The sequence below is a fragment of the Massilia sp. WG5 genome, assembly GCF_001412595.2.
Lineage (GTDB): Bacteria > Pseudomonadota > Gammaproteobacteria > Burkholderiales > Burkholderiaceae_D > Telluria.
Genome location: NZ_CP012640.2, coordinates 3,660,411 through 3,685,333 on the forward strand (window position 1 = coordinate 3,660,411; position 24,923 = coordinate 3,685,333).

20 protein-coding genes and 1 pseudogene are annotated in these 24,923 nt (G+C 65.8%); 14 read left to right on the forward strand and 7 right to left on the reverse strand.

Annotation, left to right across the window (positions count from 1 at the left end):
• The first annotated feature begins 8 nt into the window (after window positions 1–8).
• From AM586_RS16370 to AM586_RS16380, 3 genes are all read left to right on the forward strand, one after another.
• Window positions 9–725 (forward strand): glutathione S-transferase family protein, encoded by a 717-nt coding sequence (locus AM586_RS16370; RefSeq protein ID WP_052234178.1) that lies wholly within the window; start codon window positions 9–11, stop codon window positions 723–725.
• Between the two features lie 14 nt (window positions 726–739).
• Window positions 740–1,846, forward strand: a complete 1,107-nt coding sequence (locus AM586_RS16375) for a multifunctional CCA addition/repair protein (RefSeq protein WP_052234380.1) — start codon at window positions 740–742, stop codon at window positions 1,844–1,846.
• Window positions 1,847–1,952: 106 nt separating this feature from the next.
• The gene (locus AM586_RS16380; RefSeq protein ID WP_052234177.1) at window positions 1,953–2,615 is read left to right on the forward strand and encodes a GNAT family N-acetyltransferase; all 663 of its coding nucleotides are present in this window, start codon (window positions 1,953–1,955) and stop codon (window positions 2,613–2,615) included.
• Window positions 2,616–2,619: 4 nt separating this feature from the next.
• On the opposite strand, the gene AM586_RS16385 is transcribed toward AM586_RS16380, so the two are convergent.
• The gene (locus tag AM586_RS16385) at window positions 2,620–3,120 is read right to left on the reverse strand and encodes an Lrp/AsnC family transcriptional regulator (RefSeq protein ID WP_052234176.1); all 501 of its coding nucleotides are present in this window, start codon (window positions 3,118–3,120) and stop codon (window positions 2,620–2,622) included.
• 164 nt (window positions 3,121–3,284) lie between these two features.
• Here AM586_RS16385 and AM586_RS16390 point away from each other — a divergent pair, with 164 nt between their 5' ends.
• The 5 genes from AM586_RS16390 to AM586_RS16410 all read left to right on the forward strand — a co-directional run bounded on the left by AM586_RS16390 (window position 3,285) and on the right by AM586_RS16410 (window position 12,541).
• Window positions 3,285–6,854 carry an indolepyruvate ferredoxin oxidoreductase family protein gene (locus AM586_RS16390; RefSeq protein WP_052234175.1) on the forward strand — a complete coding sequence of 1,190 codons (3,570 nt, stop codon included), beginning with the start codon at window positions 3,285–3,287 and terminating at the stop codon, window positions 6,852–6,854.
• 68 nt (window positions 6,855–6,922) lie between these two features.
• Window positions 6,923–7,897, forward strand: a complete 975-nt coding sequence (locus AM586_RS16395) for a questin oxidase family protein (protein ID WP_162600553.1) — start codon at window positions 6,923–6,925, stop codon at window positions 7,895–7,897.
• A gap of 88 nt (window positions 7,898–7,985) precedes the next feature.
• On the forward strand, window positions 7,986–9,587 hold the full coding sequence (locus tag AM586_RS16400) for a S41 family peptidase (protein ID WP_082439372.1): 1,602 nt from the start codon (window positions 7,986–7,988) through the stop codon (window positions 9,585–9,587).
• 165 nt (window positions 9,588–9,752) lie between these two features.
• Window positions 9,753–11,513, forward strand: coding sequence for a M14 family metallopeptidase (locus AM586_RS16405; protein ID WP_052234173.1), 1,761 nt, complete (start codon window positions 9,753–9,755; stop codon window positions 11,511–11,513).
• A gap of 161 nt (window positions 11,514–11,674) precedes the next feature.
• Window positions 11,675–12,541 carry a glycosyltransferase gene (locus AM586_RS16410; RefSeq protein ID WP_162600554.1) on the forward strand — a complete coding sequence of 289 codons (867 nt, stop codon included), beginning with the start codon at window positions 11,675–11,677 and terminating at the stop codon, window positions 12,539–12,541.
• Here AM586_RS16410 and AM586_RS16415 read toward each other — a convergent pair.
• Window positions 12,484–13,779 (reverse strand): sugar MFS transporter, encoded by a 1,296-nt coding sequence (locus AM586_RS16415; protein WP_052234171.1) that lies wholly within the window; start codon window positions 13,777–13,779, stop codon window positions 12,484–12,486. The genes AM586_RS16410 and AM586_RS16415 overlap by 58 nt on opposite strands.
• Before the next feature lie 168 nt (window positions 13,780–13,947).
• On the opposite strand from AM586_RS16415, the gene AM586_RS16420 reads away from it, so the two are divergent.
• Together AM586_RS16420 and AM586_RS16425 are read left to right on the forward strand one after the other, a co-directional pair.
• Window positions 13,948–14,178 carry a hypothetical protein gene (locus AM586_RS16420; RefSeq protein WP_052234170.1) on the forward strand — a complete coding sequence of 77 codons (231 nt, stop codon included), beginning with the start codon at window positions 13,948–13,950 and terminating at the stop codon, window positions 14,176–14,178.
• Window positions 14,179–14,317: 139 nt separating this feature from the next.
• Window positions 14,318–14,470, forward strand: a pseudogene (locus tag AM586_RS16425) (DUF1427 family protein); the annotation flags it as partial.
• A 102-nt stretch (window positions 14,471–14,572) separates the two neighbouring features.
• Here the strand turns inward: AM586_RS16425 and AM586_RS16430 are convergent.
• Window positions 14,573–17,425 carry a TonB-dependent siderophore receptor gene (locus AM586_RS16430; RefSeq protein WP_052234169.1) on the reverse strand — a complete coding sequence of 951 codons (2,853 nt, stop codon included), beginning with the start codon at window positions 17,423–17,425 and terminating at the stop codon, window positions 14,573–14,575.
• Between the two features lie 302 nt (window positions 17,426–17,727).
• On the opposite strand from AM586_RS16430, the gene AM586_RS16435 reads away from it, so the two are divergent.
• Genes AM586_RS16435 through AM586_RS16445 form a run of 3 tightly spaced genes read left to right on the forward strand, consistent with a single transcriptional unit; the run spans window position 17,728 to window position 21,050 of the window.
• Complete coding sequence (locus tag AM586_RS16435; RefSeq protein WP_052234168.1) at window positions 17,728–18,420, forward strand: hydrolase; 693 nt, start codon at window positions 17,728–17,730, stop codon at window positions 18,418–18,420.
• Between the two features lie 27 nt (window positions 18,421–18,447).
• Window positions 18,448–20,337: an amidohydrolase gene (locus AM586_RS16440; RefSeq protein WP_052234167.1), complete on the forward strand. Its 1,890-nt coding sequence runs from the start codon at window positions 18,448–18,450 to the stop codon at window positions 20,335–20,337.
• An 11-nt stretch (window positions 20,338–20,348) separates the two neighbouring features.
• Window positions 20,349–21,050, forward strand: a complete 702-nt coding sequence (locus tag AM586_RS16445) for a YoaK family protein (RefSeq protein ID WP_052234166.1) — start codon at window positions 20,349–20,351, stop codon at window positions 21,048–21,050.
• Here the strand turns inward: AM586_RS16445 and AM586_RS16450 are convergent.
• From AM586_RS16450 to AM586_RS16465, 4 genes are read right to left on the reverse strand one after another with little or no spacing between them, the layout of a single operon-like run.
• The gene (locus AM586_RS16450; protein WP_229411241.1) at window positions 21,047–21,544 is read right to left on the reverse strand and encodes a histidine phosphatase family protein; all 498 of its coding nucleotides are present in this window, start codon (window positions 21,542–21,544) and stop codon (window positions 21,047–21,049) included. The genes AM586_RS16445 and AM586_RS16450 overlap by 4 nt on opposite strands.
• 26 nt (window positions 21,545–21,570) lie before the next feature.
• Window positions 21,571–22,497, reverse strand: a complete 927-nt coding sequence (gene ttcA, locus AM586_RS16455; protein WP_052234165.1) for a tRNA 2-thiocytidine(32) synthetase TtcA — start codon at window positions 22,495–22,497, stop codon at window positions 21,571–21,573.
• Complete coding sequence (locus AM586_RS16460) at window positions 22,494–22,892, reverse strand: dihydroneopterin aldolase (protein WP_052234164.1); 399 nt, start codon at window positions 22,890–22,892, stop codon at window positions 22,494–22,496. The genes ttcA and AM586_RS16460 overlap by 4 nt, the downstream gene beginning before the upstream one ends.
• 9 nt (window positions 22,893–22,901) lie before the next feature.
• Window positions 22,902–23,699, reverse strand: a complete 798-nt coding sequence (locus AM586_RS16465) for an SDR family oxidoreductase (RefSeq protein ID WP_052234163.1) — start codon at window positions 23,697–23,699, stop codon at window positions 22,902–22,904.
• Between the two features lie 30 nt (window positions 23,700–23,729).
• Here AM586_RS16465 and AM586_RS16470 point away from each other — a divergent pair, with 30 nt between their 5' ends.
• On the forward strand, window positions 23,730–24,878 hold the full coding sequence (locus AM586_RS16470) for a class I SAM-dependent methyltransferase (RefSeq protein WP_052234377.1): 1,149 nt from the start codon (window positions 23,730–23,732) through the stop codon (window positions 24,876–24,878).
• The last annotated feature ends 45 nt before the right edge of the window (window positions 24,879–24,923 follow it).

The window sequence follows — 24,923 nt, forward strand, 5'->3', positions numbered from 1 at the left end:
AAGAAACCATGCAGACAATCGAACTCGATCCGACGCTTTCGCAGACCCTCGACCAGGCGCGCCAGGCGGGCCTGACCCTCGTCATCGGCAACAAGAATTATTCGTCGTGGTCGATGCGCCCGTGGGTGGCAGCGGTGGCGGCCGGGATCCCGTTCACCGAAGTGCGCGTCCTGCTCGACCAGCCGGACACCGCCACCAACATCGCGCGCTTTTCGCACGCCGGCCGGGTGCCGGTGCTGCTGGCCGGCGAAATGACGATCTGGGACAGCCTGGCCATCTGCGAATACCTGGCCGAGCAGTTCCCCGAAAAACACCTGTGGCCGCAGGATGTGGCGGCGCGCGCGATGGCGCGTTCGGTGGTCGCCGAGATGCATTCCGGCTTCCCCGACCTGCGCAGCGCGATGTCGATGAACATCAAGGCGCGCCTGCCGGGCCGCGGCCGCACGCCGGGCGCCCAGGCCGACATCGGCCGCGTCTGCGAGATCTGGGAAGAGTGCCTGTCGCGCTTCGGCCACCACCGCTTCCTGTTCGGCGACTTTTCCATCGCCGACGCCTTCTATGCGCCGGTGGTAATGCGTTTTAAAACCTATGGCGTGGCGCTGGCGCCGGCCCTGCAGGCGTATTGCGACCGCATGCTGGCGCACCCGGCCGTGGCGCGCTGGGTCGAGGAAGCGATGGCGGAAACGGAAATCGCCGCCGCCCACGAAGACGAGCTGCCGGAGTGACGGAGCCGATGCCGATGCGGGCCTATGTCGTCGGCGGCGCCGTGCGCGATGAGCTGCTGGGGCTGCCGGTGCAGGACCACGACTGGGTCGTCGTCGGCGCCACCCCGGAACAGATGGTGGCGCAGGGCTTCCGCCCGGTCGGCAAGGATTTTCCGGTCTTCCTGCATCCCGAGACGCACGAAGAATATGCGCTGGCGCGTACCGAGCGCAAGACCGCGCCGGGCTACCACGGCTTCGTGTTCCACACCTCGCCCGAGGTCAGGCTCGAAGACGACCTGGTCCGGCGCGACCTGACCATCAATGCGATGGCGCGCGCCGAAGACGGCACCATCGTCGATCCCTACGGCGGCCGGCAGGACCTGGAAAACCGCATCTTCCGCCACGTGTCCGACGCCTTCGTCGAAGACCCGGTGCGGATCCTGCGCCTGGCCCGCTTTGCCGCGCGCTTCCCGGCCTTCCGCGTGGCCGATTCCACGAATGCCCTGATGCGCAGCATGGTGGAGCAGGGCGAGGTCGACGCCCTGGTGCCGGAACGTGTCTGGCAGGAACTCTCGCGCGGGCTGATGGAGCGGACGCCCTCGCGCATGTTCGCGGTGTTGCGCGACTGCGGCGCCCTGGCCCGCATCCTGCCGGAGCTCGATGCCAGCGAGGGCCTGATGCTGACGATCGATGAGGCGGCCGGACGCGGGGTCGAGCTGCCGGTGCGCTTTGCCGTCCTGGCGCATGCGCTGCGCCAGGCGCCGCAGCGGATTACCGAAGTTTGCAAACGCCTACGCGTACCGCTGGAGTGCCGCGACCTGGCCGTCATGAGCGCGCGCGAGCACGATCCGGTCGAGCGCGCGCTGGCGCTTGGCCCGGATGAGATCGTTACCCTGTTCGAGCGCAGCGACGCCTTCCGCAAGCCGGAGCGTTTTTCCCAGATGCTGCTGGTGGCCGCGTGCGTGGCGCGCGCGCCGGACTATCCGCAGGCGGCCTGGCTGCTGCGCGGGCTGGCGGCGGCCCGTGGGGTGAATGCGGGGGAGATCGCCGGCAGGTGTGCGGAGAACAAGGCCGGTATTCCGGGCGCCGTGCACGCGGCGCGGGTAGCGGCGGTGGCGGCGGCCCTGAACGCCAGCGGGTAAAGCGCTTTTCCGCGAAGCTTGTGTGCACCTTACAAACCAGCCCGGCAGTTCCGCATCCGATCCGCTAGAATACGGGATTGGTGCAGTGCACAAAAGAATATCCCCCATGCAGGACAATCCCCTCCGCCGCTGGCTGAACAACCTGATCGGCAAACACGGCCGCCAGCCGGTGCTGGTCAAGGCCTTGAGCGAACGCGATCGCAAGCGCGTGCTGCGGCATTTCATGGCGCTCGACAGCAATGACCGCCTGCTGCGCTTCGGCAGCGTGTTGCCGGACGAGCAAGTGAGCAACTACGTCGGCAAGCTCGACTTTGCGAACGACATCGTGTTCGGCGTCTACAACCGCCTGTTCCAGCTGGTCGGCGTCGGCCATCTGGCGTTCACCTCGCGCGAGGCGCGTCCGGACAGCATCCACTACACGGACAAGGAAAAAGTGGCCGAGTTCGGGGTCTCGGTGTCGAAGTCGGCGCGCGGGCAGGGCGTCGGCACCCGGCTGTTCGAGCGCGCTGCCATGCACTGCCGCAATTCGGACGTCGACACGCTGTACATGCAGTGCCTGTCCTCGAACCGCACCATGATGCACATCGCCAGGAAGGCCGGCATGGAGATCCAGCGCGAGTACGGCGAGGCCGACGCCCACCTGCACCTGCCGCCGCCCAGCCCCTCGAGTGTGCTGGCCGAAGCGCTGGAAGAGCAGATCGCGAAGATCGACTACACCTTCAAGCGCAACACCCGGCTTGCCCTGAAGTGGCTGATGCCCAAAAAATAGGCGATCAGACGATCGGCAGCGCCGTCGTCTCCTTGATTTTCTGCAACGCGAAGCTGGATTTGACGTCCAGCACCGCCGGATGCCGCAGCAACGTCCCCATCATGAAGCGCGAGAAGTGGTCCATGTCTTCCACGTGCACGCGCAGCAGGAAATCCATTTCTCCCGTCATCGCATAGCAATCCACCACTTCCGGCCAGGCCGACACGGCCTGGGCGAACTCGAAACGCGGCGAGGTCGCCGGCACGCGCGCGTTCGGCGCGCCTTCGGCGTGCTTTTCCAGGCGCACGTTGACATAGGCCAGCAGGCCAAGCCCCAGCTTGTCCGCATCGAGCAGCGCCACGTATTGGCGGATCACCCCGGCTTCTTCCAGGCGCTTGATCCGGCGCAGGCAGGGCGATGGCGACAGGTTGACACGCTCGGCCACGTCCTGGTTGGACAGGCGGCCGTCGGCCTGCAGGATGGCCAGGATCTTCCTATCGGTTTTATCCAGCTCGATCTTTGACATGAATTTTTCTCGTCTTCAGGGGTTCCGCAATTTTATTGCGCAAATCGCGCGGCGGGGGGAATCGATTGAAATTTAATGGCCGGGGGGCGGGAATATACTGGCGCACAGAATAACGCGGCCTGGACCACAGAAGACCGCGCGCACAAAAACAACCCGGAGACACAATGAACGCACCCCTGGACCGCACCCAGCTGGAGCCGCAGCCGCCTGCCCACGACATCACGCTGGACGACAAATGGACACTGGAGCGTGGCCGCGCCTTCATGACCGGCACCCAGGCCCTGATCCGCCTGCCGATGCTGCAGCGCGAACGCGACCTCAAGGCCGGCCTGAACACCGCCGGCTACATCACCGGCTACCGCGGTTCGCCCGTCACCGCGGTCGACCAGACCGCCATGAAGGCGAAAAAGCACCTGGAAGCCCACCATGTCCACTTCCACCCGGGCATGAACGAAGACCTGGCGGCGACCGCCGTCTGGGGCACCCAGCAAACCAACCTGTTCAAGGACGCGAAATACGACGGCGTGTTCGCGATGTGGTACGGCAAGGGCCCGGGCGTGGACCGCTGCGGCGACGTCTTTAAACACGGCAACAACGCCGGTTCCGCCAAGCACGGCGGCGTGCTGGTGCTGGCCGGCGACGACCACGCGGCGAAATCCTCGTCCACCGCCCACCAGTCCGACCACATCCTGCACCACGTCGGCATGCCGGTGCTGTTCCCGGCCTCGGTCCAGGAATACATCGACTACGGCCTGCACGCCTGGGCGATGAGCCGCTACAGCGGCCTGTGGGTGTCGATGAAGTGCGTGACCGACACCATCGAGTCCGGCGCCGTGGTCGACCTCGACCCGGACCGCGTCCAGCCCGTGATCCCGACCGCCTTCGAGATGCCGCCGGGCGGCCTGAACATCCGCTGGCCGGACGCCGTGCTGGACCAGGAAGTGCGGATGAACAATTACAAGTGGTACGCGGCGCTGGCCTATGCGCGCGCCAACAAGTTAAACAATATTATCTGGGACAGCCCGACCCCGAAGATCGGCATCATCACGGCAGGCAAAAGCTACCTGGACACCCGCCAGGCCCTGGCGGACCTCGGCATCGACGAGCAGGCGGCCAGCGACATCGGTTTGCGCCTGTACAAGGTCGGCATGACCTGGCCGCTCGATTCCGTCGGCGTGCACGAATTCGCGCAAGGCCTGGACGAGATCATCGTGGTCGAGGAAAAGCGCCAGGTGCTGGAATATGCGCTGAAGGAAGAGCTGTACAACCTGCCGGACGGCGAGCGTCCGCGCGTGGTCGGCAAGTTCGACGACAGCGGCGAATGGAGCATCAAGAACCGCTCCGGCCAGGGCGACTGGCTGCTGCCGGGCACCTACGAGCTGAACCCGGCCCAGATCGCGCGCGCCATCGCCTCGCGCATCGGGCACTACTGCGCCGGCCACCCGGTGGCCGAGCGCGTCAAGCAGCGCATCGCCTACCTGGAGGCGAAAGAGGCCGTGCTGAAGGCGATCCCGGTCAAGGCGAATCCGGAAACCGACCGCATCCCCTTCTTCTGCTCGGGCTGCCCGCACAACAGCTCGACCAAGGTGCCGGACGGCTCGCGCGCGCTGGCCGGCATCGGCTGCCACTACATGGTGCTGTGGATGGACCGCGAAACGTCCACCTTCACGCAGATGGGCGCGGAAGGCACGACCTGGATCGGCCAGGCCCCGTTCACCGATGAAAAACACGTGTTCGCCAACCTCGGCGACGGCACTTATTTCCACTCGGGCGTGCTGGCGATCCGCGCTTCGGTCGCGGCCAAGGTCAACATCACATACAAGCTGCTGTACAACGACGCCGTCGCGATGACCGGCGGCCAGACCCATGACGGTCCACTGGATCCGGGCAAGATCAGCCGCCAGCTGGCGGCCGAAGGCGTCACGCCGATCGTCGTCGTCACCGACGAGCCGGAAAAATACCCGGCGGATTATCCGTGGGCCGAGGGCGTCACCGTGCGCCACCGTGCGGAACTGATGGACGTGCAGCGCGAACTGCGCGAGGTGCAAGGCGTATCGGCGATGATCTACGACCAGACCTGCGCGTCGGAGAAGCGCCGCCGCCGCAAGAAGGGCGAATATCCCGACCCGGCCAAGCGCGCCGTGATCAACGAAGCCGTCTGCGAAGGCTGCGGCGACTGCTCGAAGCAGTCGAACTGCCTGTCGGTCGAGCCGCTGGAAACCGAACTGGGCCGCAAGCGCCAGATCAACCAGTCCTCGTGCAACAAGGATTTTTCCTGCGTCACCGGTTTCTGCCCGAGCTTCGTGACCGTCGAAGGCGGCGGACTGAAGAAGCCGAAGAAGGCCTCGAGCGCTGAAGCGGCGCCGCGCAGTACAGCCGATCCACTGCCGGCCCCGGCGATTCCGGCCACCCTCGAACCCTTCGGCATCCTGGTCACCGGCATCGGCGGCACCGGCGTGGTCACGGTCGGCCAGATCCTGGCCGTGGCCGCCCACGTCGAAGGCAAGGGCGCGCTGGTGCTGGACATGAGCGGCCTGGCCCAGAAGGGCGGTCCGGTGATGTCGCACGTGCGCCTGGCGGATAAGCAGTCCGACCTGCACGCGACCCGCGTCGGCACCGGCAGCGCGGACCTCGTGATCGGCTGCGACCAGATCGTCACCGCCAGCCGTGACGCCCTGTCGCGCATGGGAGAGGGCCGCACCCGCGCGTTCGTGAACAACAGCGGCGCCACCACGGCCGCCTTCATCAAGAACCCGGACTGGCAGTTCCCGGCCGAAGGTTCGAAGGGCGCGATCGTGCAGGCTTGCGGCGCGAACAATGTCGATTTCGTCGACGCCGGCCAGATCGCCACCGCGCTGATGGGCGACGCCATCGCCACCAATATGTTCATGCTCGGCTACGCCTTCCAGAAGGGCCAGGTGCCGCTGCAGGAAGCCTCGATCATGAAGGCGATCGAGCTGAACGGAGTGTCAATCCCGTTCAACAAGGCCGCCTTCAACTGGGGCCGCAGCGCCGCGCACGACCTCGCGTCGGTCACGAAACTGACGACCCCGGCCAAGGTGATCGAGTTCAAGCGCAGCCAGTCGCTCGACGACCTGGTCAAGCGCCGCGTCGAACTGCTGACCGCTTATCAGAACGCCGCGTATGCCGCCCAGTACAAGAGCTTCGTGGACCAGGTCCGCGCCGCGGAAGAAAAACTCGGCAAGGGCACCCGCCTGGCGGAAGCCGTGGCGCGCTACCTGCACAAGCTGATGGCCTACAAGGACGAGTACGAAGTCGCGCGCCTGTACACCGACCCGGCCTTCATGCAGAAGATCGAAGGCATGTTCGAAGGCGATGTCACGCTCAAGTTCCACCTGGCGCCGCCGCTGCTGGCGAAGAAGGACCGGGACGGCCACCTGATCAAGCAGGAATTCGGCCCGTGGATGATGAAGGCCTTCGGCATGCTGGCGAAACTGAAGGGCCTGCGCGGCACCGCCTTCGACGTCTTCGGCTACACCGACGAGCGCAAGATGGAGCGCGCCTTGATCGGCGAATACCGCCGTACGGTCGAGGCCCTGCTGCCGAAGCTGGACAGCGGGAACCTGGCCCAGGCCGTGGCGATCGCCAGCATCCCGGAAGACATCCGCGGCTTCGGCCACGTCAAGGAACGCAACCTGGCGGCGGCCAAGCGCAAGGAGGCGGAGCTGGTGGCGGCGTTTCATGCGGGCAGTGTGGGCGCACGCGCCGCATAAGCCGTCGTTCCTGCCTGCGCGGGGACGACGTGTACATGGCGTCGGTGCTACAGTGAAGCATGAACACCGTGTCCGACACATGCCGTGAACTGCTGGCGCAATCGCGCCACTACGCGCCGCTGTACGGTAACCGGCTGGCCAACCACCTGCCGATGGCGGTGGTGGCGCTCGACCGGCTCGGCGCCGATGCCGGCATCCTGCGCCGCTTCGCCGCCGGCTATGCCCGCAAGCTGCTGCCCGGCGCGGCGTCGGGCAGCGCGCTCGATCCGCACGACTACCTGGGCAGCAGTGGCGACTATCCCCGCTTCGTGAATTTCTTCCAGGATCGCATCCGCGAGGCGGGCTTTGATGCCGTGCTGCATGACTGGGTGCCGGTCCTGATGCCGGGCCTGGCGGCATCCGCCTTCCATGCCCTGATCCGCCTGGCCTATGCGATCGAGGGCGGGATCGAGGACGAGATCGCGTGCGCACTGGCCTACTGGGCCGGCGAATATGCGAGCCTGCCGCTGTCGCTGGAACCGTCCGACGGCACCCTGGAGCAGATCGCCGGGCGCCTGCACGACAGGGTGGCGGAGCATGTGTTCAAACCCGGCATCATCATCGACCGGATGCTCGAGATCGCCTGGGACCCGGCGCTGGCGGGCGCGGTGCTGCAGCCGGCCGCGCCGCCGCCGCTGTGCGAGATCGCCCGCTTCGCCCTGCAGGCATACGCGCGGCGCGAAGACTTCACCCTGCTGCACATCGTCACCGGCTGCCACGCCTTTCGCATCGTGCAGCCGTATGCCGGCGACAAGCCGCTGGCGCGGCGCTACCTGTGGCAGGCGGCGCTGGCGGCCTGGCTGACGGTCGTGATCGGCCGGGGCGACCCGGCGCAGGCCGCTGAGCAGGCCGGCGCCGGCGAAGGCGAGATCATGGCGCGCGCCATCCTGTCCAGCGACGACCACGTCATCAAACTCTGCTATTCCGCACTGTGCGAGTACCGGGAATACGGCGACCCGGCCTATTTGCTTGTGGCCGCGCGCAAGCTGGCGCTTGATGTGTAGTTGAGGTTTGGCGCACACCGCTGTCGCATCCTCCCAACTGTTACAGTTGTTTGCAATCGGGAAGACGGGCGCGTCTATAATCAGGCGCATGAGCTCGCGATATGTCCCTTCCGGCCGCCTGGCCGTTCTGTCCCAGATTGCCGCGTCTGCCTGTGCGGCTCTGGTCCTGCTGGCCGGCTGCGGCGGCGGTGGCGGCGGCGGTTCGTCCGCCAGCGCCGGTACGCCGGTCGGCGACAGCCCGACGCCGGTCACGCCCGCCGACCCGGGCACGCCGACTACCCCGACCACGCCAGGCGCCCCCGCGGATCCGATCCCGACCGACTTCATGAGCTACGCGAACCTGTGCGCCGCGCCGCGCACGGGCGTGGACGCCCAGGGCTACGGCTTCCCGGACCGCCAGGGCACGCTGCAGGACGAAATGAAGTTCCTGCGCGGCTGGGCCGACCGCTATTACCTGTGGTACGACGAGATCCCGACCACGGTGCGGATGGCCGACTACACGAACACGCTGGATTATTTCGCGGCGCTCAAGACGCCCGCGCTGACGGCCGCCGGCAAGCCGAAGGACCGTTTCCACTTTACCTATACGACGGCCGAGTGGGACGCGCTGAGCCGGGCCGGCGAGGAAGTCGGTTATGGCCTGACCTGGTCGCGCAATTCCGCCACCGCGCCGCGCACCTGGCTGGTTTCCATTGTCGAGCCCGGCTCGCCGGCGGCGAAGGCCGGCCTGCAGCGCGGCGACATGCTGACTGCGGTCGACGGCCTCGACTTCGTCAACACCACCGGCAGCGCCGGCGTCGACGCGCTGAATGCCGGCCTGTTCCCGGACAATGCGGGTGAAACGCACCGCCTGACGATCCAGCGCGCCGGCAGCAAATTCGATGTGACGCTGGTCTCGCAAGTGGTCGCCAGCGATTCCGTGAAGAACACCAAGGTGATCGACACCCCGACCGGCAAGGTCGGCTATCTCACCTTCGACGACCACAATGCGGTGGCCGAGAAACAGCTGATCGACGCCTTCAACCTGTTCAAGAGCCAGGGCGTGAGCGACCTGGTGCTGGACATGCGCTACAACGGCGGCGGCCTGCTGTACATCGCCAGCGAACTGGCCTACATGGTCGCGGGTCCGAGCTCGGCCGGCGAGACCTTCGAGCGCCCGGTCTACAACAACAAGACGGCGCCGGACGCGCCGATCCCCTTCCGCAACACGGCCTACGGCTTCACGTCGCCGAATCCGGTCCCGGCCGGCATGGCGCTGCCCTACCTGGGCCTGAAGCGCGTGACCGTGCTGACCACCGCCGGCACCTGCTCGGCCAGCGAAGCCGTGATCAACGGCCTGCGCGGCGTCGACGTCGAAGTGGACATCATCGGCGGCCAGACTTGCGGCAAGCCCTACGGCTTCACCCCGGTCGACAACTGCGGCACGACCTATTTCTCGATCGAGTTCCAGGGCGTGAACGCGAAGGGCTTCGGCGATTTCGCGGACGGCTTCGCGCCGACCTGCACCGTGGCCGACGACCTGAACCACGCGCTCGGCGATCCGGCCGAGAACGTGCTGGCCGCGGCGCTGACCTATCGCGCCACGAATGCCTGCCCGGCCTCCGGCACTGCCCGCGCGAGCGCCGCACAGATGCAGCTGGTGCGGCCGCAGATCAAGGAGATTTCGATTTATCCGCCAAGGCAGCGTTAGCAGCCCGTCGCCCCGCGTACACCGTCGCCCCCGCGCAGGCGGGGGCCCAAGCTCTGCTTGAGTTACCGAAGCGCATGCCAACTTGGATTCCCGCCTCCGCGGGAACGACGAGTTAACGTCTATAATTTCCGGATTGAATTTTTCCCAACTCTGCCGGAGCCATAGATGATCCGTTCTGCGTTACTGCTGGCCATGCTGGCTGCCCTTCCTCTTGCGCAGGCCGCGCCCGACCTGGTCACCGTGTCGGAACGTTCCGGCTTCACGGCCACCGGCCGCTACGACGAAGTCATCCAGCTGTGCGGGGCGTACCAGCAGGCGTATCCGAAGCAGGTGAAGTGCTTCCAGTTCGGCGTCAGCCCGGAAGGCCGGCCGATGATGGCGCTGGCCGTGACCGCGACCGGCGCCTTCACGCCCGAGGCCGCGCGCAAGAAGAACCTGCCGGTGACCCTGATCCAGGGCGGCATCCACGCCGGCGAGATCGACGGCAAGGACGCCGGCTTCCTGGCGCTGCGCGAGATGCTGGAAAACCGCATCGCCCAAGGCGCGCTCGATCGACAGGTGTTGATCTTCGTGCCGGTGTTTAACGTCGACGGCCACGAGCGCTTCGCCAAATGGAACCGTCCGAACCAGCGCGGCCCGGTCGAGATGGGCTGGCGCACCACCGCCCAGAACTTCAACCTGAACCGCGACTACATGAAGGCCGACGCGCCCGAGATGCAGGCCATGCTGGCCCTGGTGAATGCTTGGGATCCGCTGACCTACGTCGATCTGCACGTCACCGACGGCGCCATGTTCCAGCACGATGTCTCGATCCAGGTCGAGCCGGTCTACTCCGGCGACATGGCATTCCGCAAGGCCGGCCTGGCGCTGCGCACCAATGTCATCGCCGACATCACGAAAGAAGGCTCCTCGCCGCAGTCCTATTACATGTCGTTCGTGGAAAACGACAACCCCGCCTCGGGCTTCAGCAACACCGTGTACGAGCCGCGCTTTTCGACCAGCTATTTCCAGTTGCGCAACCGGATGTCCCTGCTGGTCGAGACCCATTCGTGGAAGGATTACGCGACCCGCGTGCGGATCACCCACAACACCATCGTCTCGATCATGAACCAGGTCGCCGCGCATGGCAAAGAGTGGCGGCAGCTGGCCTTCGATGCCGATGCGCGCGCCACCCGCATCGCCGGCCAGCCGGTGGCATTGACGTACAAAACCACCGACAAGACCACGATGGTCGACTTCCAGGGCTATGCCTATACCCGCACCATGTCCGACGTGTCCGGCATGATGATGACGCATTACGACGAGAGCAAGCCGCAGGTCTGGCACGTGCCGCTGCGCGAAGAGGTGGTCGACGACCTGCAGGTGAAGGCGCCGGGCGCCGGTTACGTGGTGCCGGCGGCCTGGGCGCAGATGGTCGCGACCAAGCTGGTCCAGCACGGCATCGCTTTTCGCACGCTGGACAAGGCGCTCGCCCAGGCCCGGCTCGAAACCTTCCGCGCCGACAAGGCGAGTTTTGCCGCCACTTCCTTCGAATCGCACCAGCGCCTGAAAGTCGAGGGCGCGTGGCGGCAGGAGCCGCGTGCGGTCGGCAAGGGCGCGCTGTTCGTGCCCATCGCCCAGCCCAAGGCGCGCCTGGTGATGGCCCTGTTCGAGCCGCAGGCGCCGGATTCGCTGCTGGCATGGGGCGAATTCAACAACGCCTTCGAGCGCAAGGAATACATGGAAGAGTACGTGGCCGAGGACGTCGCGCGCGAGCAGATGGCGAAGGATCCGGCGCTGGCCGCGGAATTCCGCCGCAAGCTCGAGACGGACGCCGCCTTCGCGAAGAATCCGCATGCGCGCCTGGAATTCTTCGCGCGCCGCCATCCGTCCTGGGACGAACGCCTGAACCTGTATCCGGTGATGCGCAGCGATATCGCTCTCTGATTCCGCGCAAAGCCCGGCCATTCCGCTGCAACCGCGGCCGGCGCGGCCGCTCTGATCAAGTATTGACGAGCGGCCGATGCGGGAGCAACGATGGATGATTATCCGAAACAGCAGCGGAAGCAACAGCAGCAGGGCGGGGTGCACTGGCGGGAGCGATGCTCATGATGCCGCGGGCCAGCTGTTCCATCGTCTGTTACCGCAGCCGGCGCGAGCAGCTCGAGCGCCTGCTGGCCAGCGTCACCACCGCCAGGCCGGACCTCCTCGTGTACCTGGTCGATAACTCCCCCGACGATGCGCTGCGCGCGCTGGCCGAACGCGTCGGCGCGTGCTACCGCCACCAGCCCGACAATCCCGGCTACGCCCGCGCCCACAACCTGGCGCTGCGCGAGGCCATTGCCGCCGGCAGCATCTACCATTTCGTGCTGCACGCCGACATCCAGATCCCCCTCGACGCCATCGGCAAGCTGCTCGCCTACATGGAGCAGCATCCCGACATCGGCCTGCTGGCGCCGCGCGTGCATTATCCAGATGGCCGCCTGCAGCCGCTGTGCAAGCTGCTGCCGCATCCGCTCGAACTGCTGGTGCGGCGCTTCTTTCCGCTGCTGCACCGGTCCAGCGGCCGGCTGGCGCGCTACGAACTGCATGGCAGCGGCTATACCCGGGTGATGGACGTGCCCGCGCTGTCCGGCTGCTTCCTGCTGATGCGGCTCGAGGCGGTGCGGCGCGCCGGCCTGTTCGACGAGCGTTTCTTCCTGTATTTCGGGGATGTCGACCTGTCGCGCCGGGTCGGCCGCATCGCGCGCACGGTGTTCGTGCCGCATGTGGCGGTGGTGCACGACTACGGGAGGGGGTCTTACCGCGACTGGCGGCTGCTGGGGCACCACCTGGTCTCGGCGGCGCGCTACTTCAACAAATGGGGCTGGCTGCGTGACGAGGAACGGGCCCGGATCAATGCCCGGGCCCTGTGCGCTCAGCAGTTCTCGAGGGGACGGCGGGCGTACCAGCCGAACACCAGGATCAGCAGGTAGCAGATCGCGGGTACGGCCAGCGACAGGCGCAGGCTGGACATGTCGGCGGTGAAACCGGTAATCAGCGGCACGATGGCGCCGCCGACGATGGCCATGCAGATCAGGCCCGAGCCTTCGGCGGTGCGCTCGCCCAGGCCTTCCGAGGCCAGCGTGAAGATGGTCGGGAACATGATCGAATTGACCAGGCCGATGGCCAGCAGGGACCAGCCCGACACGGCGCCGGTGCTGTTGGCCGACACCAGCAGCAGCGCGGCGGCCAGGCCGCCGGCCACCGCCAGCACCTTGCCCGGCGAGCAGATGCGCAGCACGTAGGCGCCCAGGAAGCGGCCGACCATGGCGCCGCCCCAGTACAGCGGCACGTGCTTGCCGGCCGCCTCGGCGCCCAGGCCCAGCACGTCGAACTGCATCAGGTAGTTGACGATCAGCGAGCCGACCGCCACTTCGGCGCCGACGTACAGGAAGATGCACAGCGTGCCGAAGGCGAAGCGCGGGCGCTGCAGCAGGCCGAAGGCGTTCAGGATGCTGCCGGCCGGGCTGGTGTGCTCGACCAGCTTCTTGCGGTTCATCCAGACCATGGCGGCGACGATGGCCAGCGCGATCGCCAGTCCGATATAGGTATGCACGACCACCTGGCTTTCGGCCGCGCGGTAGGCGGCCAGCTGCACCGCCGACAGGGTGGCCTGGTCGACCTTGGCCAGCGAGCCGAGGATCAGGATCGCGCCGACGTAGGGGAAGACGGTGGTGCCGAGCGAGTTGAAGGCCTGGGCGAAGGTCAGGCGGCTGCTCGCGGTCTGCGGTGCGCCCAGCATCGAGATCAGCGGGTTGGCCACCACCTGCACGATGGTGATGCCGGCCGCCAGCACGAACAGGGCCAGCAGGAAGGCGCCGAACAGGCTGGACGAGGCCGCCGGGATGAACAGCAGGCAGCCCGCGGTCATGGTCAGCAGGCCGACCACGGCGGTGCGCATATAACCGATGCGGCGCACGATCGCGGCCGCCGGCAGCGAGACGATGAAGTAGGCGGCGAAGAAGGCCGACTGCACCAGCATCGCCTGGGCATAGCTGAGGGTGAACAAGTCCTTCAGCTTGGGAATGATGACGTCGTTCAGGCTGGTGATGCCGCCGAAGGTGAAGAACAGGGCGAACACGAAGACGCGCAGGCTGGCGAGGTTCGCACCGCCGTTGGCGCTGTGGGAGGCGTCGCTTTGCGCAGCGCCGGCAGGGTGGCCGATTTGCATAGAAAAGTCCAGGTGGGTTGATGCGGGCAGTCCGGCGGATTGGCTGCCGGGCTGAAGTAGGAATATTACATGGCTTCGTATAAAAAATACGTATAACCAAATAAAAGCTGCATGTTTCCTTCATGCATTCTTCATGCTAGTCTAGCCGCCCGACGATTGGAGGATGAGATGTTGTTGCTGGAAGACCCTGGCCTCATGAATAAGCAAGCGCTGCTCCAGCTTCTCGATCGTATGAAGCCACCGGCCTCGGACGCCTTGTCCGACGAGGAATTCGACGCCCTCGTGCTCGCTTTCTGCGCTGCCTGCCCCGATCCCGTACGGGCAAGATGGCTGCTGCTCGACTGTCTCGCATCGCTGACGGATGAAGAGCTGGTGGATCGCGCATTGGCGGCGAAATAAGATTCGAAAATTTCGACTTTAAATCAGTAAATTATCCGTTTTTCACCGTCGCTGTCCTCCCGCATACTCGCTCCATCGAATCGGACACACTGTCCTGTTTGCTTCGAAACATTCGACCCTTAACAAGGAGGAGCGAGCTATGTATCTGGTTTCCCTGGGCGCCGGCCTCTTGGCTGGCGTGCTCTACGGCTTGATCGGCGTGCGCTCGCCGGCCCCGCCCGCCATTGCCCTGATCGGCTTGCTGGGCATGCTGCTTGGTGAACAGGCAGTGCCGCTGGTCAAGCATCTGATTTTCAAGATCCAATAAATCCGGAGGCCGACGGCCTGATGGCGTAAAAAAGCGCCGGCGGGACTGGCCCGGCCGGCGCTTGCGTCAAGCTGGCGCGGATGCGAATTACAGGAACTTGTACTTCGCGCGCAGGTAGAACATGCGGCCCAGCGGATTGCCGTACTGCGGATCGTAGCCGACCTGGAAGCCCTGGTCGTTACGCGAGCTCGGCGGATCCTGGTTCAGCAGGTTCTTGATGCCGAACGCCACGTCCAGGGCCTTGATCGGGCTCCAGACCAGCTGGGTGTCGAAGGTGCTGATCGACGACACATGGCGGACCGCAGGGTAGTCCGGGCCGATCAGGTCGGCGTTCGTGTAGTCCTGGTAGCCGGCCGTGTAGTTGTGCGTCAGCGACCCGGTCCACGCGCCGTGCTTCAGGCTGAAGGTCAGGATGTGGCGCCAGCGCGGGGTCGCACCGAAGTCCTCATACTTGCCGAGATCGCTGACCGTCGCCACGCCCGCATACTGGTAGCCATGCTTCAGGTAGTAGGTGCCATCCATATTGGCGCCGAAGCTGCCGATGCCGGCGAAGTTCTGCTTGTAGTTCAGGTTCAGGTCCAGGCCCGAGGCGAAGAAGCGCGACGAGTTGGCGTAGGGCAGATCGACGAAGGCCAGCGGGAAGGCCGGGTTGGTGCTGCCCTGGATCGTATTGCTCTTGTTGAGCAAGGTCGGATCGAGGAAAGGCTTGCCGGTCGAATCGAGCGGCAGGGTTTTCGGATCGACGCGCCAGTAATTGTTCTGGTACAGCGTCGGATTGCCGAGCACGCCGATTTCCGAGGTCTGCACGATCGAATTGTTGATCTTGATGTTCCAGTAGTCGAGCGAGCCGCTGATGTGCTGCGTCGGCTGGAACACCATGCCCAAGGAATATTGTTTCGATTTCTCCGGCTGCAGGTTCGGATTGCCGCCACGTGCGGCGCTCAGCTGCACGTTGCACTCATCCTCGAGCGCGCCGACCGGATTGGCGCTCTTGATCGGCTGGCCGCCCGGGCAGCGGACCGGGTCGCTGTAACTGCCGTTGGTGTTCTGGCCATACGAGTAGGGCAGCAGGTTCTGGTACAGGGTCGGCGCGCGGAAGCCTTCGGCGAAGGAACTGCGCACCATGATTTCCTTGATCGGCTGCCAGCGCAGCGAGACCTTCGGACTGACCTGGGAGAACGAGGTGCCGAAGTCGTTCTTGTACTTGTCGTAGCGCGCCGCCATGTCGAGGTCGAGATGGGTGTACAGCGGGACCGACACCTCGGAGTAGGCCGAGTAGACCTTGCGGCTGCCGGTCACGCCCGGCACCGGCCCGTTGCCGCCGACCTGGTCGCCGGACGCGAGCGCATCGGACGAGACCTGCTCCAGCTTTTCGTCGCGCATGTCGACGCCCACCGCGAAGCCGAGCGCGCCGTATGGCAACTGCATCAGTTCCCTGGACACGCGGGCGTCGAATTCCTTGGCCGTCGAGGTCGCACTGTTCTCCATGCCGGTCAGGCGCGCGCCTTGCAGCGCCGCCAGGCTGTTTGCATCCTGGTCGCCGAACACATTGATGGCGCCGGAGGCGATCAGCGGGCTCAGTTTCGCGTAGCTGTACTGGCCGTCGCCGAACGAGATCACGCCTTCGTTCTTCGAGTACGAGATGGCGGTGTCGTAGTCCCAGCCGGCGATGGTGCCGCGGGCGCCGACCAGGAAGCGGGTATTGGTGGCGTCGGTGATGTCGGCGCGGCCACCGCCGGCCACGGTACGCCAGGTGCCGCTCATCGGGCCGACCGGGGTGACGGTGGTATCGGCGGCGAGGATCGAGCCGTCCGGCATGGTCATGCCTTTCGGCAGCGTGAAGCTTTTCGGATAGAAGCGGCCGTTCGCCGGGTAGATCATCGGCTTGGTGTAGGGAGCCGGCGAATAGTGGGCCGTGGTCTCGTCCTTGGTGCGGATGGCTTCGGCGTACAGCTGGTTGTCCTCGTTCAGCTGCAGCACGCCGCGCGCGACGATGTTGTCGTGCTTGGCTTTCGGGATCAGGTCGATGAAGCGGACGTAATCGGTGCCGCAGGTGGTCGCGCTGCCGATCGGAATCAAGGCAAAGGCAGCGTTGTCGCAGTTCTTGTAACGGAAAGGATTGACGGTGGTGTAGTGATTACCGTTGGAATCCGTGAAGTTGAAGTTGGGGATGCCGTTACGCGGCGAATTCTTGATCAGGCCCAGGTCCGGGCGCACGCCGGTGCTGGCGTACGGGCGCTGGGTCGCCTTGAGCGCGTCGTCGGTCTCGTGGTTCGCGCTCAGCAGGACATTGAAGCCCTTGGTCGACAGGTCGCCGTAGCCGCCGGTGAAGTTGAAGCTGCGCGTGTTGCCGCCTCCTTGCTGGACCTTGGTGTCGTAGGCCGAGACTTCCGCGCCCTGGTAGTCCTTCTTGAGGATGAAGTTGATGACGCCGGCGACCGCGTCGGCGCCATAGATGGCCGATGCGCCGTCGCGCAGCACCTCGACGCGTTCGATCGCCGAGAGCGGAATCGAGTTCAGGTCGACCGGGCTGCTGCCGAAGGCATAGTTGGCCACGCGGCGGCCGTTGAGCAGCACCAGTGTGTACTGCGGGCCGAGGCCGCGCAGGTTGGCGGTCGAGGGATTGCCGGTCGAGCCGACGTTCTGCGCCAGCACGCCACCGCCGAAGTTCGACGGGATCAGGCTCACGAGATCCTGCGCCGTCGTGGCCCCGGTGCGCTCGAGGTCGGCGTGGGTCAGCACCGAGATCGGCAGCGCGGTCTCGGATTCGGTACGCTTGATCGCCGAGCCGGTGACTTCGACACGTTGCATGGCTGGTGCGGGGGTACTGCCGGTCGCATCCTGCGCCGTTGCCGGCAAGGCCAGCAGACCGAAGCCGGCGGCGATGCCGCCCGAATAAATGACTCGCAGCGAGCGCGCGAGCATTGTCTCCTTGAACATATTGTTCCTTTTCTTTTGTAGGGAAAGTACTCACCCGTTTCGGGTAGGAAACGGACGTGGCGAGCATCTGAACATATGCATATTTAAGGGTCAATACAGAACAGGGGGCATTACCAAGATGTAATCCAGAGGCGCGACGGGGCCCTTGAATAGGACATTCGAAAATTTCGATTAAATATCCGCAAATTATCCGTTTTTCACTTGCGCCCGGATCCCACATACTCACGTCATCGCATCACACATGAAGCAGAGCGGCACAGTCCGATGCTTCGAAACCTTCGATCTTTAAAGAGGAGTACATCATGAGCAATCCGAAACTCGAGGTCCTGACCCCGCAAAACTCGCAGCTGATCATCATCGACCACCAGCCGCAGATGGCCTTCGGCGTGCAATCGATCGACCGCCAGACCCTGAAGAACAATGTGGTCGGCCTGGCCAAGGCGGCGAAGGCCTTCGGCATCCCGACCGTCATCACCACCGTCGAATCCGATTCCTTCTCCGGCAGGACCTACCCGGAAATCCTGGACGTGTTCCCGGACCATCCGCTCCTCGAACGCAGCTCGATGAACTCCTGGGATGACCAGAAGGTGCGCGACGCCCTCAAGGCCAACGGCCGCAGGAAGGTCATCGTGGCCGGGCTGTGGACCGAAGTCTGCAACACCACCTTCGCCCTGTCCGCCATGCTGGAAGGCGACTACGAGATCTACATGGTGGCGGACGCCTCGGGCGGCACCTCGAAGGAGGCGCACGACTTCGCCATGCAGCGCATGGTGCAGGCCGGCGTGGTCCCGGTGACCTGGCAGCAGGTGCTGCTGGAGTGGCAGCGCGACTGGGCGAACCGCGACACCTACGACGCCGTGATGAAGATCGTGACCGAGCACTCGGGCGCCTACGGCATGGGCGTCGATTACGCCTACACGATGGTGCACAAGGCGCCGGCCCGCAACCAGGGCCATAACGAGGTGCTGGCGCCGGTCCCGGCGCCGGTCCGCTGATTCACCGATCCACGCAGGAGAACAAGCATGCAAGCACAGTCCACCACCAAGGCAGCGCCGGCGCTCATCCTCATCAACGGTCGATTCGCCACCCTCGACCGCGCCCAGCCGCAGGCCAGTGCGGTCGCGATCCGCGACGGCCGCTTCCTCGCCGTCGGCGATGTCGAGCACGTGATGCGCTTCCGCGAAGCGGGCAGCCAGGTCATCGACCTGAACGGCCGCACCGCGATTCCGGGCCTGAACGATTCGCACCTGCACCTGATCCGTGGTGGACTGAACTACAACCTCGAGCTGCGCTGGGAAGGCGTGCCTTCCCTTCGCGATGCGCTGCGCATGCTGAAGGAACAGGCCGACCGCACCCCGCATCCGCAGTGGGTGCGCGTGGTGGGCGGCTGGAGCGAATTCCAGTTTGCCGAGCGCCGCATGCCGACCCTCGAAGAGATCAACGCCGCGGCGCCCGATACCCCGGTGTTCATCCTGCACCTGTACGACCGCGCGCTGCTGAACCGCGCCGCCCTGCGCGCCGTCGGCTACACCAAAGACACGCCGAACCCGCCGGGCGGCGAGATCCAGCGCGACGCCGCCGGCAACCCGACCGGTATGCTGATCGCGCGTCCGAACGCGATGATCCTGTACGCGACCCTGGCCAAGGGGCCGACGCTGCCCTACGATTTGCAGGTGAATTCGACGCGCCAGTTCATGCGCGAGCTGAACCGTCTCGGCATCACCAGCGCGATCGACGCCGGCGGCGGCTTCCAGAACTATCCCGAGGATTATTCGGTCATCGAAGAGCTCGACCGCAACAAGCAGCTCACCATCCGCATCGCCTACAACCTGTTCACCCAGAACAAGGGGCAGGAGCTGGAAGACTTCCAGCGCTGGACGAAGATGGTGACGCCGGGGCAGGGCAGCGATTACTACCGCCACAACGGCGCCGGCGAGATGCTGGTGTTCTCGGCGGCCGACTTCGAAGACTTCCTGGAGCCGCGGCCGGAACTGGCGGCCGGCATGGAAGATGAACTGGAGAAGGTGGTGCGCCACCTGGTCGCGAACTGCTGGCCGTTCCGCCTGCACGCGACCTATGACGAATCGATCACCCGCATGCTCGACGTGTTCGAGAAGATCGATCGCGAGATCCCCTTCGACGGCCTGCACTGGATGTTCGACCATTGCGAGACCATCAGCCCGCGCAATATCGACCGCGTAAAAGCGCTGGGCGGCGGCATCGCGATCCAGCACCGCATGGCCTTCCAGGGCGAGTATTTCGTCGAGCGCTACGGCGCCGACGCGGCGCGCGCCACGCCGCCGATCAAGCAGATGCTGGCGTCCGGCGTGCCGGTCGGCGCCGGCACCGACGCGACCCGCGTGGCCAGCTACAACCCGTGGACGGCGCTGTACTGGCTGGTGTCCGGACGCACCGTCGGCGGTTTGCCGCTGTACGGGAGCGCCGGGCATTTGCCGCGCCAGGTCGCACTGGAGCTGTGGACTTCGGGCAGCGCCTGGTTCTCGAACGAGCAGGGCCGCAAAGGCCGGATCCAGGAAGGCATGCTGGCCGACCTGGCGGTGCTGTCGAACGACTTCTTTACCGTGCCCGAGGAAGAGATCAAGGCGCTCGAATCGGTGCTGACCGTGGTCGGGGGCGAGGTCGTGTACGGCGCCGCCGAATTCACGCGCCTGGGACCGCCGCCGATTCCGGTGCTGCCCGAGTGGTCGCCGGTGCAGAAGGTGCCGGGCCACTGGCGCCGGGCTGAACCCCGGGCGCAGCAGCCGCAAGCGCGGACCGCCCTGGTACACCAGTGCTCCGGCCCCTGCGGCGTGCACGCCCACCAGCACGACAAGGCGCGCAAATCGGCCGTGCCGGTGTCGGATTTCGGCGACTTCTGGGGCGCCTTCGGCTGCAGCTGTTTCGCGTTCTGAAGGGAGGCCGCATGGACACGCAAGGATTCCAGCGCCTGCAGGGCGTCAGCATGGGCTTTTTGGCCGGTTATGTCGACACGCTCGGCTTCGCCGCGCTGTTCGGCCTGTTCACCGCCCACGTCACCGGCAACTTCATCCTGTTCGCGGTGGCGCTGGCGGCGCCGGGGCACACGCCGGGCGTGCTCAAGCTGCTGGCCTTCCCCGCCTTCATCCTGGGCGTGGCGGCCTGCCGGCTCCTGATCGCCGGCTGCGAGCGGCGCGGCCTGTCCGCCACCAAGCCATCGTATGCGCTCCAGCTGGCGCTGCTGCTGGGCTTCATGGTGTGCGGGGTGCTGGCCGAACCGCTCGGCACGGCCGCCGACGGCATGGCCATCGCCGCGGGCATGCTGGGTGCGGCCGCCATGGGCGCGCACGGTGCGACCAGCAAGCTGCTGCTGAACCACCTGGCGCCGACCTCGATGATGACAGGGAACGTTACCCAGCTCGTGATCGATACCGTGGACCGCCTGCGCGGCGCCGCCGACGCGGCGACCCGGGCGCGCAGCAGCAAGTTCTTCTGGCAGATCGTGGCGTTCGCGCTGGGCTGCGGCGCGGCGGCGTTTGCGTATTTTGCCTTCGGCTTCGCGGCGCTGCTCGTGCCGGCCGCGATCCTGGGCCTGCACCTGTACTTGCCGGAGCCAACGGCGGCCCCGACAGTCATCAAGGCGGCTTAAGGCGTCCCGAGCAGGATCGTCCTGACCTGCCCAGTCGCGCCGGGCAGCAGCAGGTACAGGCGGTCGAACTCGTCGTCGCCGATCTCGCTGCCGGGCGCACCGCCGAACAGGCTCACCAGTTCCGGCAGCGTATTCGAGTGCCCGACCACCACCACCGCGCCGTTCAGGGCGCGCACCTTCTCGACCAGCGCCTTGGGCGCGTGCGGATCGTAGATCTGGACGCCGAGGCCGGTCTGCGCCGCCAGCGGCGCCGCGGTCTGCCGGGTGCGCGCAGTGGGCGTGCTGAAGATGGCCGTGATGCCGGCCCGGCGCAGGATCGCGGCGATATGCTGGGCACGCAGCCGGCCCTGCGGCGTCAGGTCCGGATCCTTGCCCCCGGCCATCTTCTCGGCATGGCGCACGAGGTAGATGGTGGCCGGTTCCGCCGCCGCCAGGCCCGGCAGCAGGGATGCCGCCGCCAGCGCGGCGCACAGCAAATGGCGGAACGTGGGCATGGGCGGTCTCCGTGAGGGATGAAGGATTACAGCGGCTGCAGCGGAATCGTGCCCGGCAGGCTGGACGGCGTCGAGCACGGCTCTTCGTCGAAGGCGATGTCGCCGTCCGGATTCGCCACGCCGTCGGTCTTCAGGTCCTGGAAGCCGAACATGTCGCGGTCCATCAGGTGCGACGGCACCACGGTGCTGAGCGAGGAGAAGATGTTCTCGACGCGGCCCGGATGCTTCTTTTCCCAGTCGCGCAGCATCGCCTTGATCTGCTTGCGCTGCAGGTTCTCCTGCGAGCCGCACAGGTCGCAGGGAATGATCGGGAAGCCTTTGACTTCGGCGTAGCGCTCGGTATCCGCTTCCTTTACGTAGGCCAGCGGGCGGATCACCATGTGCTTGCCGTCGTCGGAGACCAGCTTGGCCGGCATGCCCTTGATCTTCGCGCCGAAGAACATGTTCAGGAAGAAGGTTTCGAGGATGTCGTCGCGGTGGTGGCCGAGGGCGATCTTGTTGCAGCCGAGTTCGTCCGCCACGCGATACAGGATGCCGCGCCGCAGCCTGGAACAGAGCGAGCAGGTGGTCTTGCCTTCCGGGATCAGGCGCTTGACGATGCTGTAGGTGTCCTGGTTCTCGATATGGAAGGGGATGCCCAGCTTTTCCAGGTAGGCCGGCAGCACCTCGGCCGGGAAGTTCGGCTGCTTCTGGTCGAGGTTCACGGCCACCAGTTCGAACTTGATCGGCGCGCGCTCGCGCAGCGTCATCAGGATGTCGAGCAGGGCATAGCTGTCCTTGCCGCCGGACAGGCAGACCATCACCTTGTCGCCGTCCTCGATCATATTGAAATCGCCGATCGCCTGGCCGACCAGGCGGCACAGGCGCTTGTGCAGCTTGTTGTTCTCGTACGCTTGTTTCTCAGCCTGTTTTTCCACGGGCTGCGCAGTTGCCTGCTCCATCACTTCACTCATGCTTGATCCTTGATCTGGAATACTTCGACCCCGACGCCTTCGCAGTCGGGGTACACGTCCGGTTTCATGGTCGACACGCCGGCGGCGCGCACGCGCGGGTGCGCGAGCATTGCCTTGACCACGTCGTCGCACAGCGTTTCCTGCAGGTGCACGTGGCCCTGGGCGATGCGCCTGGCGATGGTCTCGCGCATGAAGTCGTAGTCCACCACTTCGTGCAGCTGGTCGTCCTTCGGCGTCGACATCGCCAGCGGGATGTACAGCTCGACATTGATCAGGACGCGCTGCTCGCCCTTCTTCTCGAAGTCGTGCACGCCGATGTTGATCATGACTTCGTAATTGCGCAGGAACAGGCGACGGCAATCGCGCAGCTGCGGGTGGGACAGGGCGGACAACATAGAAACCTTTTATTTAGTTAAAAACATCACGTCGCGATCCAGCGGCACCAGGTGCTGCCCGCCGTCGACGAGCAGGGTGGTGCCGGTCAGGGCGCGCGCATTCGCCGCATAGCAGACGGCATCGACGATGTCCTGCGGGGTGGACGAGCGCCCCAGCGGCGTGACGGCATGGGCGCGCTCGAAGCCGTCCTCGGTCTGGTCGCCGGACACCATCGTGATGCCGGGGGCGACGCCGACCACGCGCAGCTTCGGCGCCAGGGCCTGGGCCAGCATCGTGGTCGCCGTCTGCAGTGCCGATTTGGACAGCGTGTACGACAAAAAATCCGGGTTGAGATTGTACAGTTTCTGGTCGAGCAGGTTGATCACCACGGCCTGGCCGCCGTCGGGCACATGCGCGTGCAATTCCTGCGCCAGCAGCAGCGGGGCCGCCAGATTGCACTGCATGTGGGCCGCCAGCAGGGCGGGCGAGAAGGCGTCCGGCTTGTCGTATTCGAACAACGAAGCGTTGTTCACGATGCAATCCAGGCTGCCCAGCAGGTGCACGACTTCGCGCGGCAGTTCGCGCACCGCATGTTCATCGGCCAGGTCCGCATGCAGCGCCACGGCGCGCCGGCCCAGCGCGCGGATCGCGTGCACGACCGCTTCGGCCTCGGCATGCGAGGCGCGGTAGTGGACGGCCACGTCCCAGCCGGCCTGCGCCATGCCGAGCGCGATTTCCCGCCCGATGCGGCGTCCGGCGCCCGTCACCAGGGCCACGCGGGCGCGGCCGGCGTGGGCCGGGAGATCCTTGGAAGCTGTGTCTGTCATGTTCTGCGTGATATGTCCTACAATGGCCGGATGTCTCTACCCGCACCGAATAGCGACGCGTTGGCCGCGTCCCAAGCCCTGCAGCGCCTGATCGCTGCCGAGATCGCCGAACAAGGCGGCGCCATCCCGTTTTCGCGTTTCATGGAGCTCGCGCTGTACGCGCCCAGGCTGGGTTACTACAGCGGCGGCGCCGCCAAGCTGGGCAGGGACGGCGACTTTACCACCGCGCCCGAGATCAGTCCGCTGTTCGGCGCCACGCTGGCGCGGGCAAGCGCCGCTATTATGGCCCAAAGTGGCCCCAACATCATCGAATTCGGCGCCGGCACCGGCAAGCTGGCGCGCGACGTCCTGACGGCGCTGCTCGAACTCGGCGTGACCGTCGACAGCTATACGATCATCGAACTGTCGGGCGAGCTGCGGGCGCGCCAGCAGGAGGCGCTGAAGGATTTTCCGCAGGTGCGCTGGCTGAACGCCTTCCCCGACGGCTTCCAGGGCGTCGTGCTGGCCAACGAGGTGCTGGACGCCATGCCGGTCGAGCTGGTCATGAAGGAGGGCGCAGGCTGGACCCGCCAGTACGTCACCATCCATGGCGGCGCCTTTGCCCTGATCCCGGGCCAGGCGGATGCGGCACTGCTGGAGCAGGTGGCGCGCCAGATCCCGGACTTCGCATCGCTGCAGGACGGCTACCTGACCGAGGTGCACCCGGTGGCCTGCGGCTTCATGCGCTCGCTGGCCGAGATGTTCAAGAACGGCAAGGGGGCGGCGCTGCTGTTCGACTACGGCTTCCCGGCCCACGAATACTATTTCGACGAGCGCAGCAGCGGCACCCTGATGTGCCACTACCGCCACCATGCGCATCCGGACCCGTTCTACCTGCCGGGCCTGCAGGACATCACCGCCCACGTCGACTTCACCGCCATGGCGCTGGCCGCGCAGGATGCCGGGCTGGACGTGCTCGGCTACATGAACCAGGCCTCCTTCCTGCTGGCGGCCGGCATCGGCGAGCTGCTGCTGCGCACCGATCCCGAGGATGCGCTGCGCTACCTGCCGCAGTCGAAGGCTGTTCAAAAACTGGTGTCGCCGGCCGAGATGGGTGAACTGTTCAAGGTGCTGCTGGTCGGTAAAGGCGTGGAGCTCGATCCGGCAATCGTGCGCGCTGATCGTTCTCACAAGCTTTAAGATTTTGATATCTTGCGCGCCGGCTACAAACCCGGCTATGCTGAC

Bases quoted from the DNA above. Each gene is read 5' to 3' on its own strand.
- AM586_RS16400 (WP_082439372.1), top strand. From the start codon at position 7,986: ATGAGCTCGCGATATGTCCCTTCCGGCCGCCTGGCCGTTCTGTCCCAG.
- AM586_RS16380 (WP_052234177.1), top strand. From the start codon at position 1,953: ATGCAGGACAATCCCCTCCGCCGCTGGCTGAACAACCTGATCGGCAAA.
- AM586_RS16470 (WP_052234377.1), top strand. From the start codon at position 23,730: ATGTCTCTACCCGCACCGAATAGCGACGCGTTGGCCGCGTCCCAAGCC.
- AM586_RS16410 (WP_162600554.1), top strand. From the start codon at position 11,675: ATGATGCCGCGGGCCAGCTGTTCCATCGTCTGTTACCGCAGCCGGCGC.
- AM586_RS16460 (WP_052234164.1), bottom strand. From the start codon at position 22,892: ATGTTGTCCGCCCTGTCCCACCCGCAGCTGCGCGATTGCCGTCGCCTG.
- ttcA (WP_052234165.1), bottom strand. From the start codon at position 22,497: ATGAGTGAAGTGATGGAGCAGGCAACTGCGCAGCCCGTGGAAAAACAG.
- AM586_RS16445 (WP_052234166.1), top strand. From the start codon at position 20,349: ATGGACACGCAAGGATTCCAGCGCCTGCAGGGCGTCAGCATGGGCTTT.
- AM586_RS16440 (WP_052234167.1), top strand. From the start codon at position 18,448: ATGCAAGCACAGTCCACCACCAAGGCAGCGCCGGCGCTCATCCTCATC.
- AM586_RS16415 (WP_052234171.1), bottom strand. From the start codon at position 13,779: ATGCAAATCGGCCACCCTGCCGGCGCTGCGCAAAGCGACGCCTCCCAC.
- AM586_RS16385 (WP_052234176.1), bottom strand. From the start codon at position 3,120: ATGTCAAAGATCGAGCTGGATAAAACCGATAGGAAGATCCTGGCCATC.
- AM586_RS16370 (WP_052234178.1), top strand. From the start codon at position 9: ATGCAGACAATCGAACTCGATCCGACGCTTTCGCAGACCCTCGACCAG.
- AM586_RS16465 (WP_052234163.1), bottom strand. From the start codon at position 23,699: ATGACAGACACAGCTTCCAAGGATCTCCCGGCCCACGCCGGCCGCGCC.
- AM586_RS16435 (WP_052234168.1), top strand. From the start codon at position 17,728: ATGAGCAATCCGAAACTCGAGGTCCTGACCCCGCAAAACTCGCAGCTG.
- AM586_RS16430 (WP_052234169.1), bottom strand. From the start codon at position 17,425: ATGTTCAAGGAGACAATGCTCGCGCGCTCGCTGCGAGTCATTTATTCG.
- AM586_RS16450 (WP_229411241.1), bottom strand. From the start codon at position 21,544: ATGCCCACGTTCCGCCATTTGCTGTGCGCCGCGCTGGCGGCGGCATCC.
- AM586_RS16420 (WP_052234170.1), top strand. From the start codon at position 13,948: ATGTTGTTGCTGGAAGACCCTGGCCTCATGAATAAGCAAGCGCTGCTC.
- AM586_RS16375 (WP_052234380.1), top strand. From the start codon at position 740: ATGCGGGCCTATGTCGTCGGCGGCGCCGTGCGCGATGAGCTGCTGGGG.
- AM586_RS16390 (WP_052234175.1), top strand. From the start codon at position 3,285: ATGAACGCACCCCTGGACCGCACCCAGCTGGAGCCGCAGCCGCCTGCC.
- AM586_RS16405 (WP_052234173.1), top strand. From the start codon at position 9,753: ATGATCCGTTCTGCGTTACTGCTGGCCATGCTGGCTGCCCTTCCTCTT.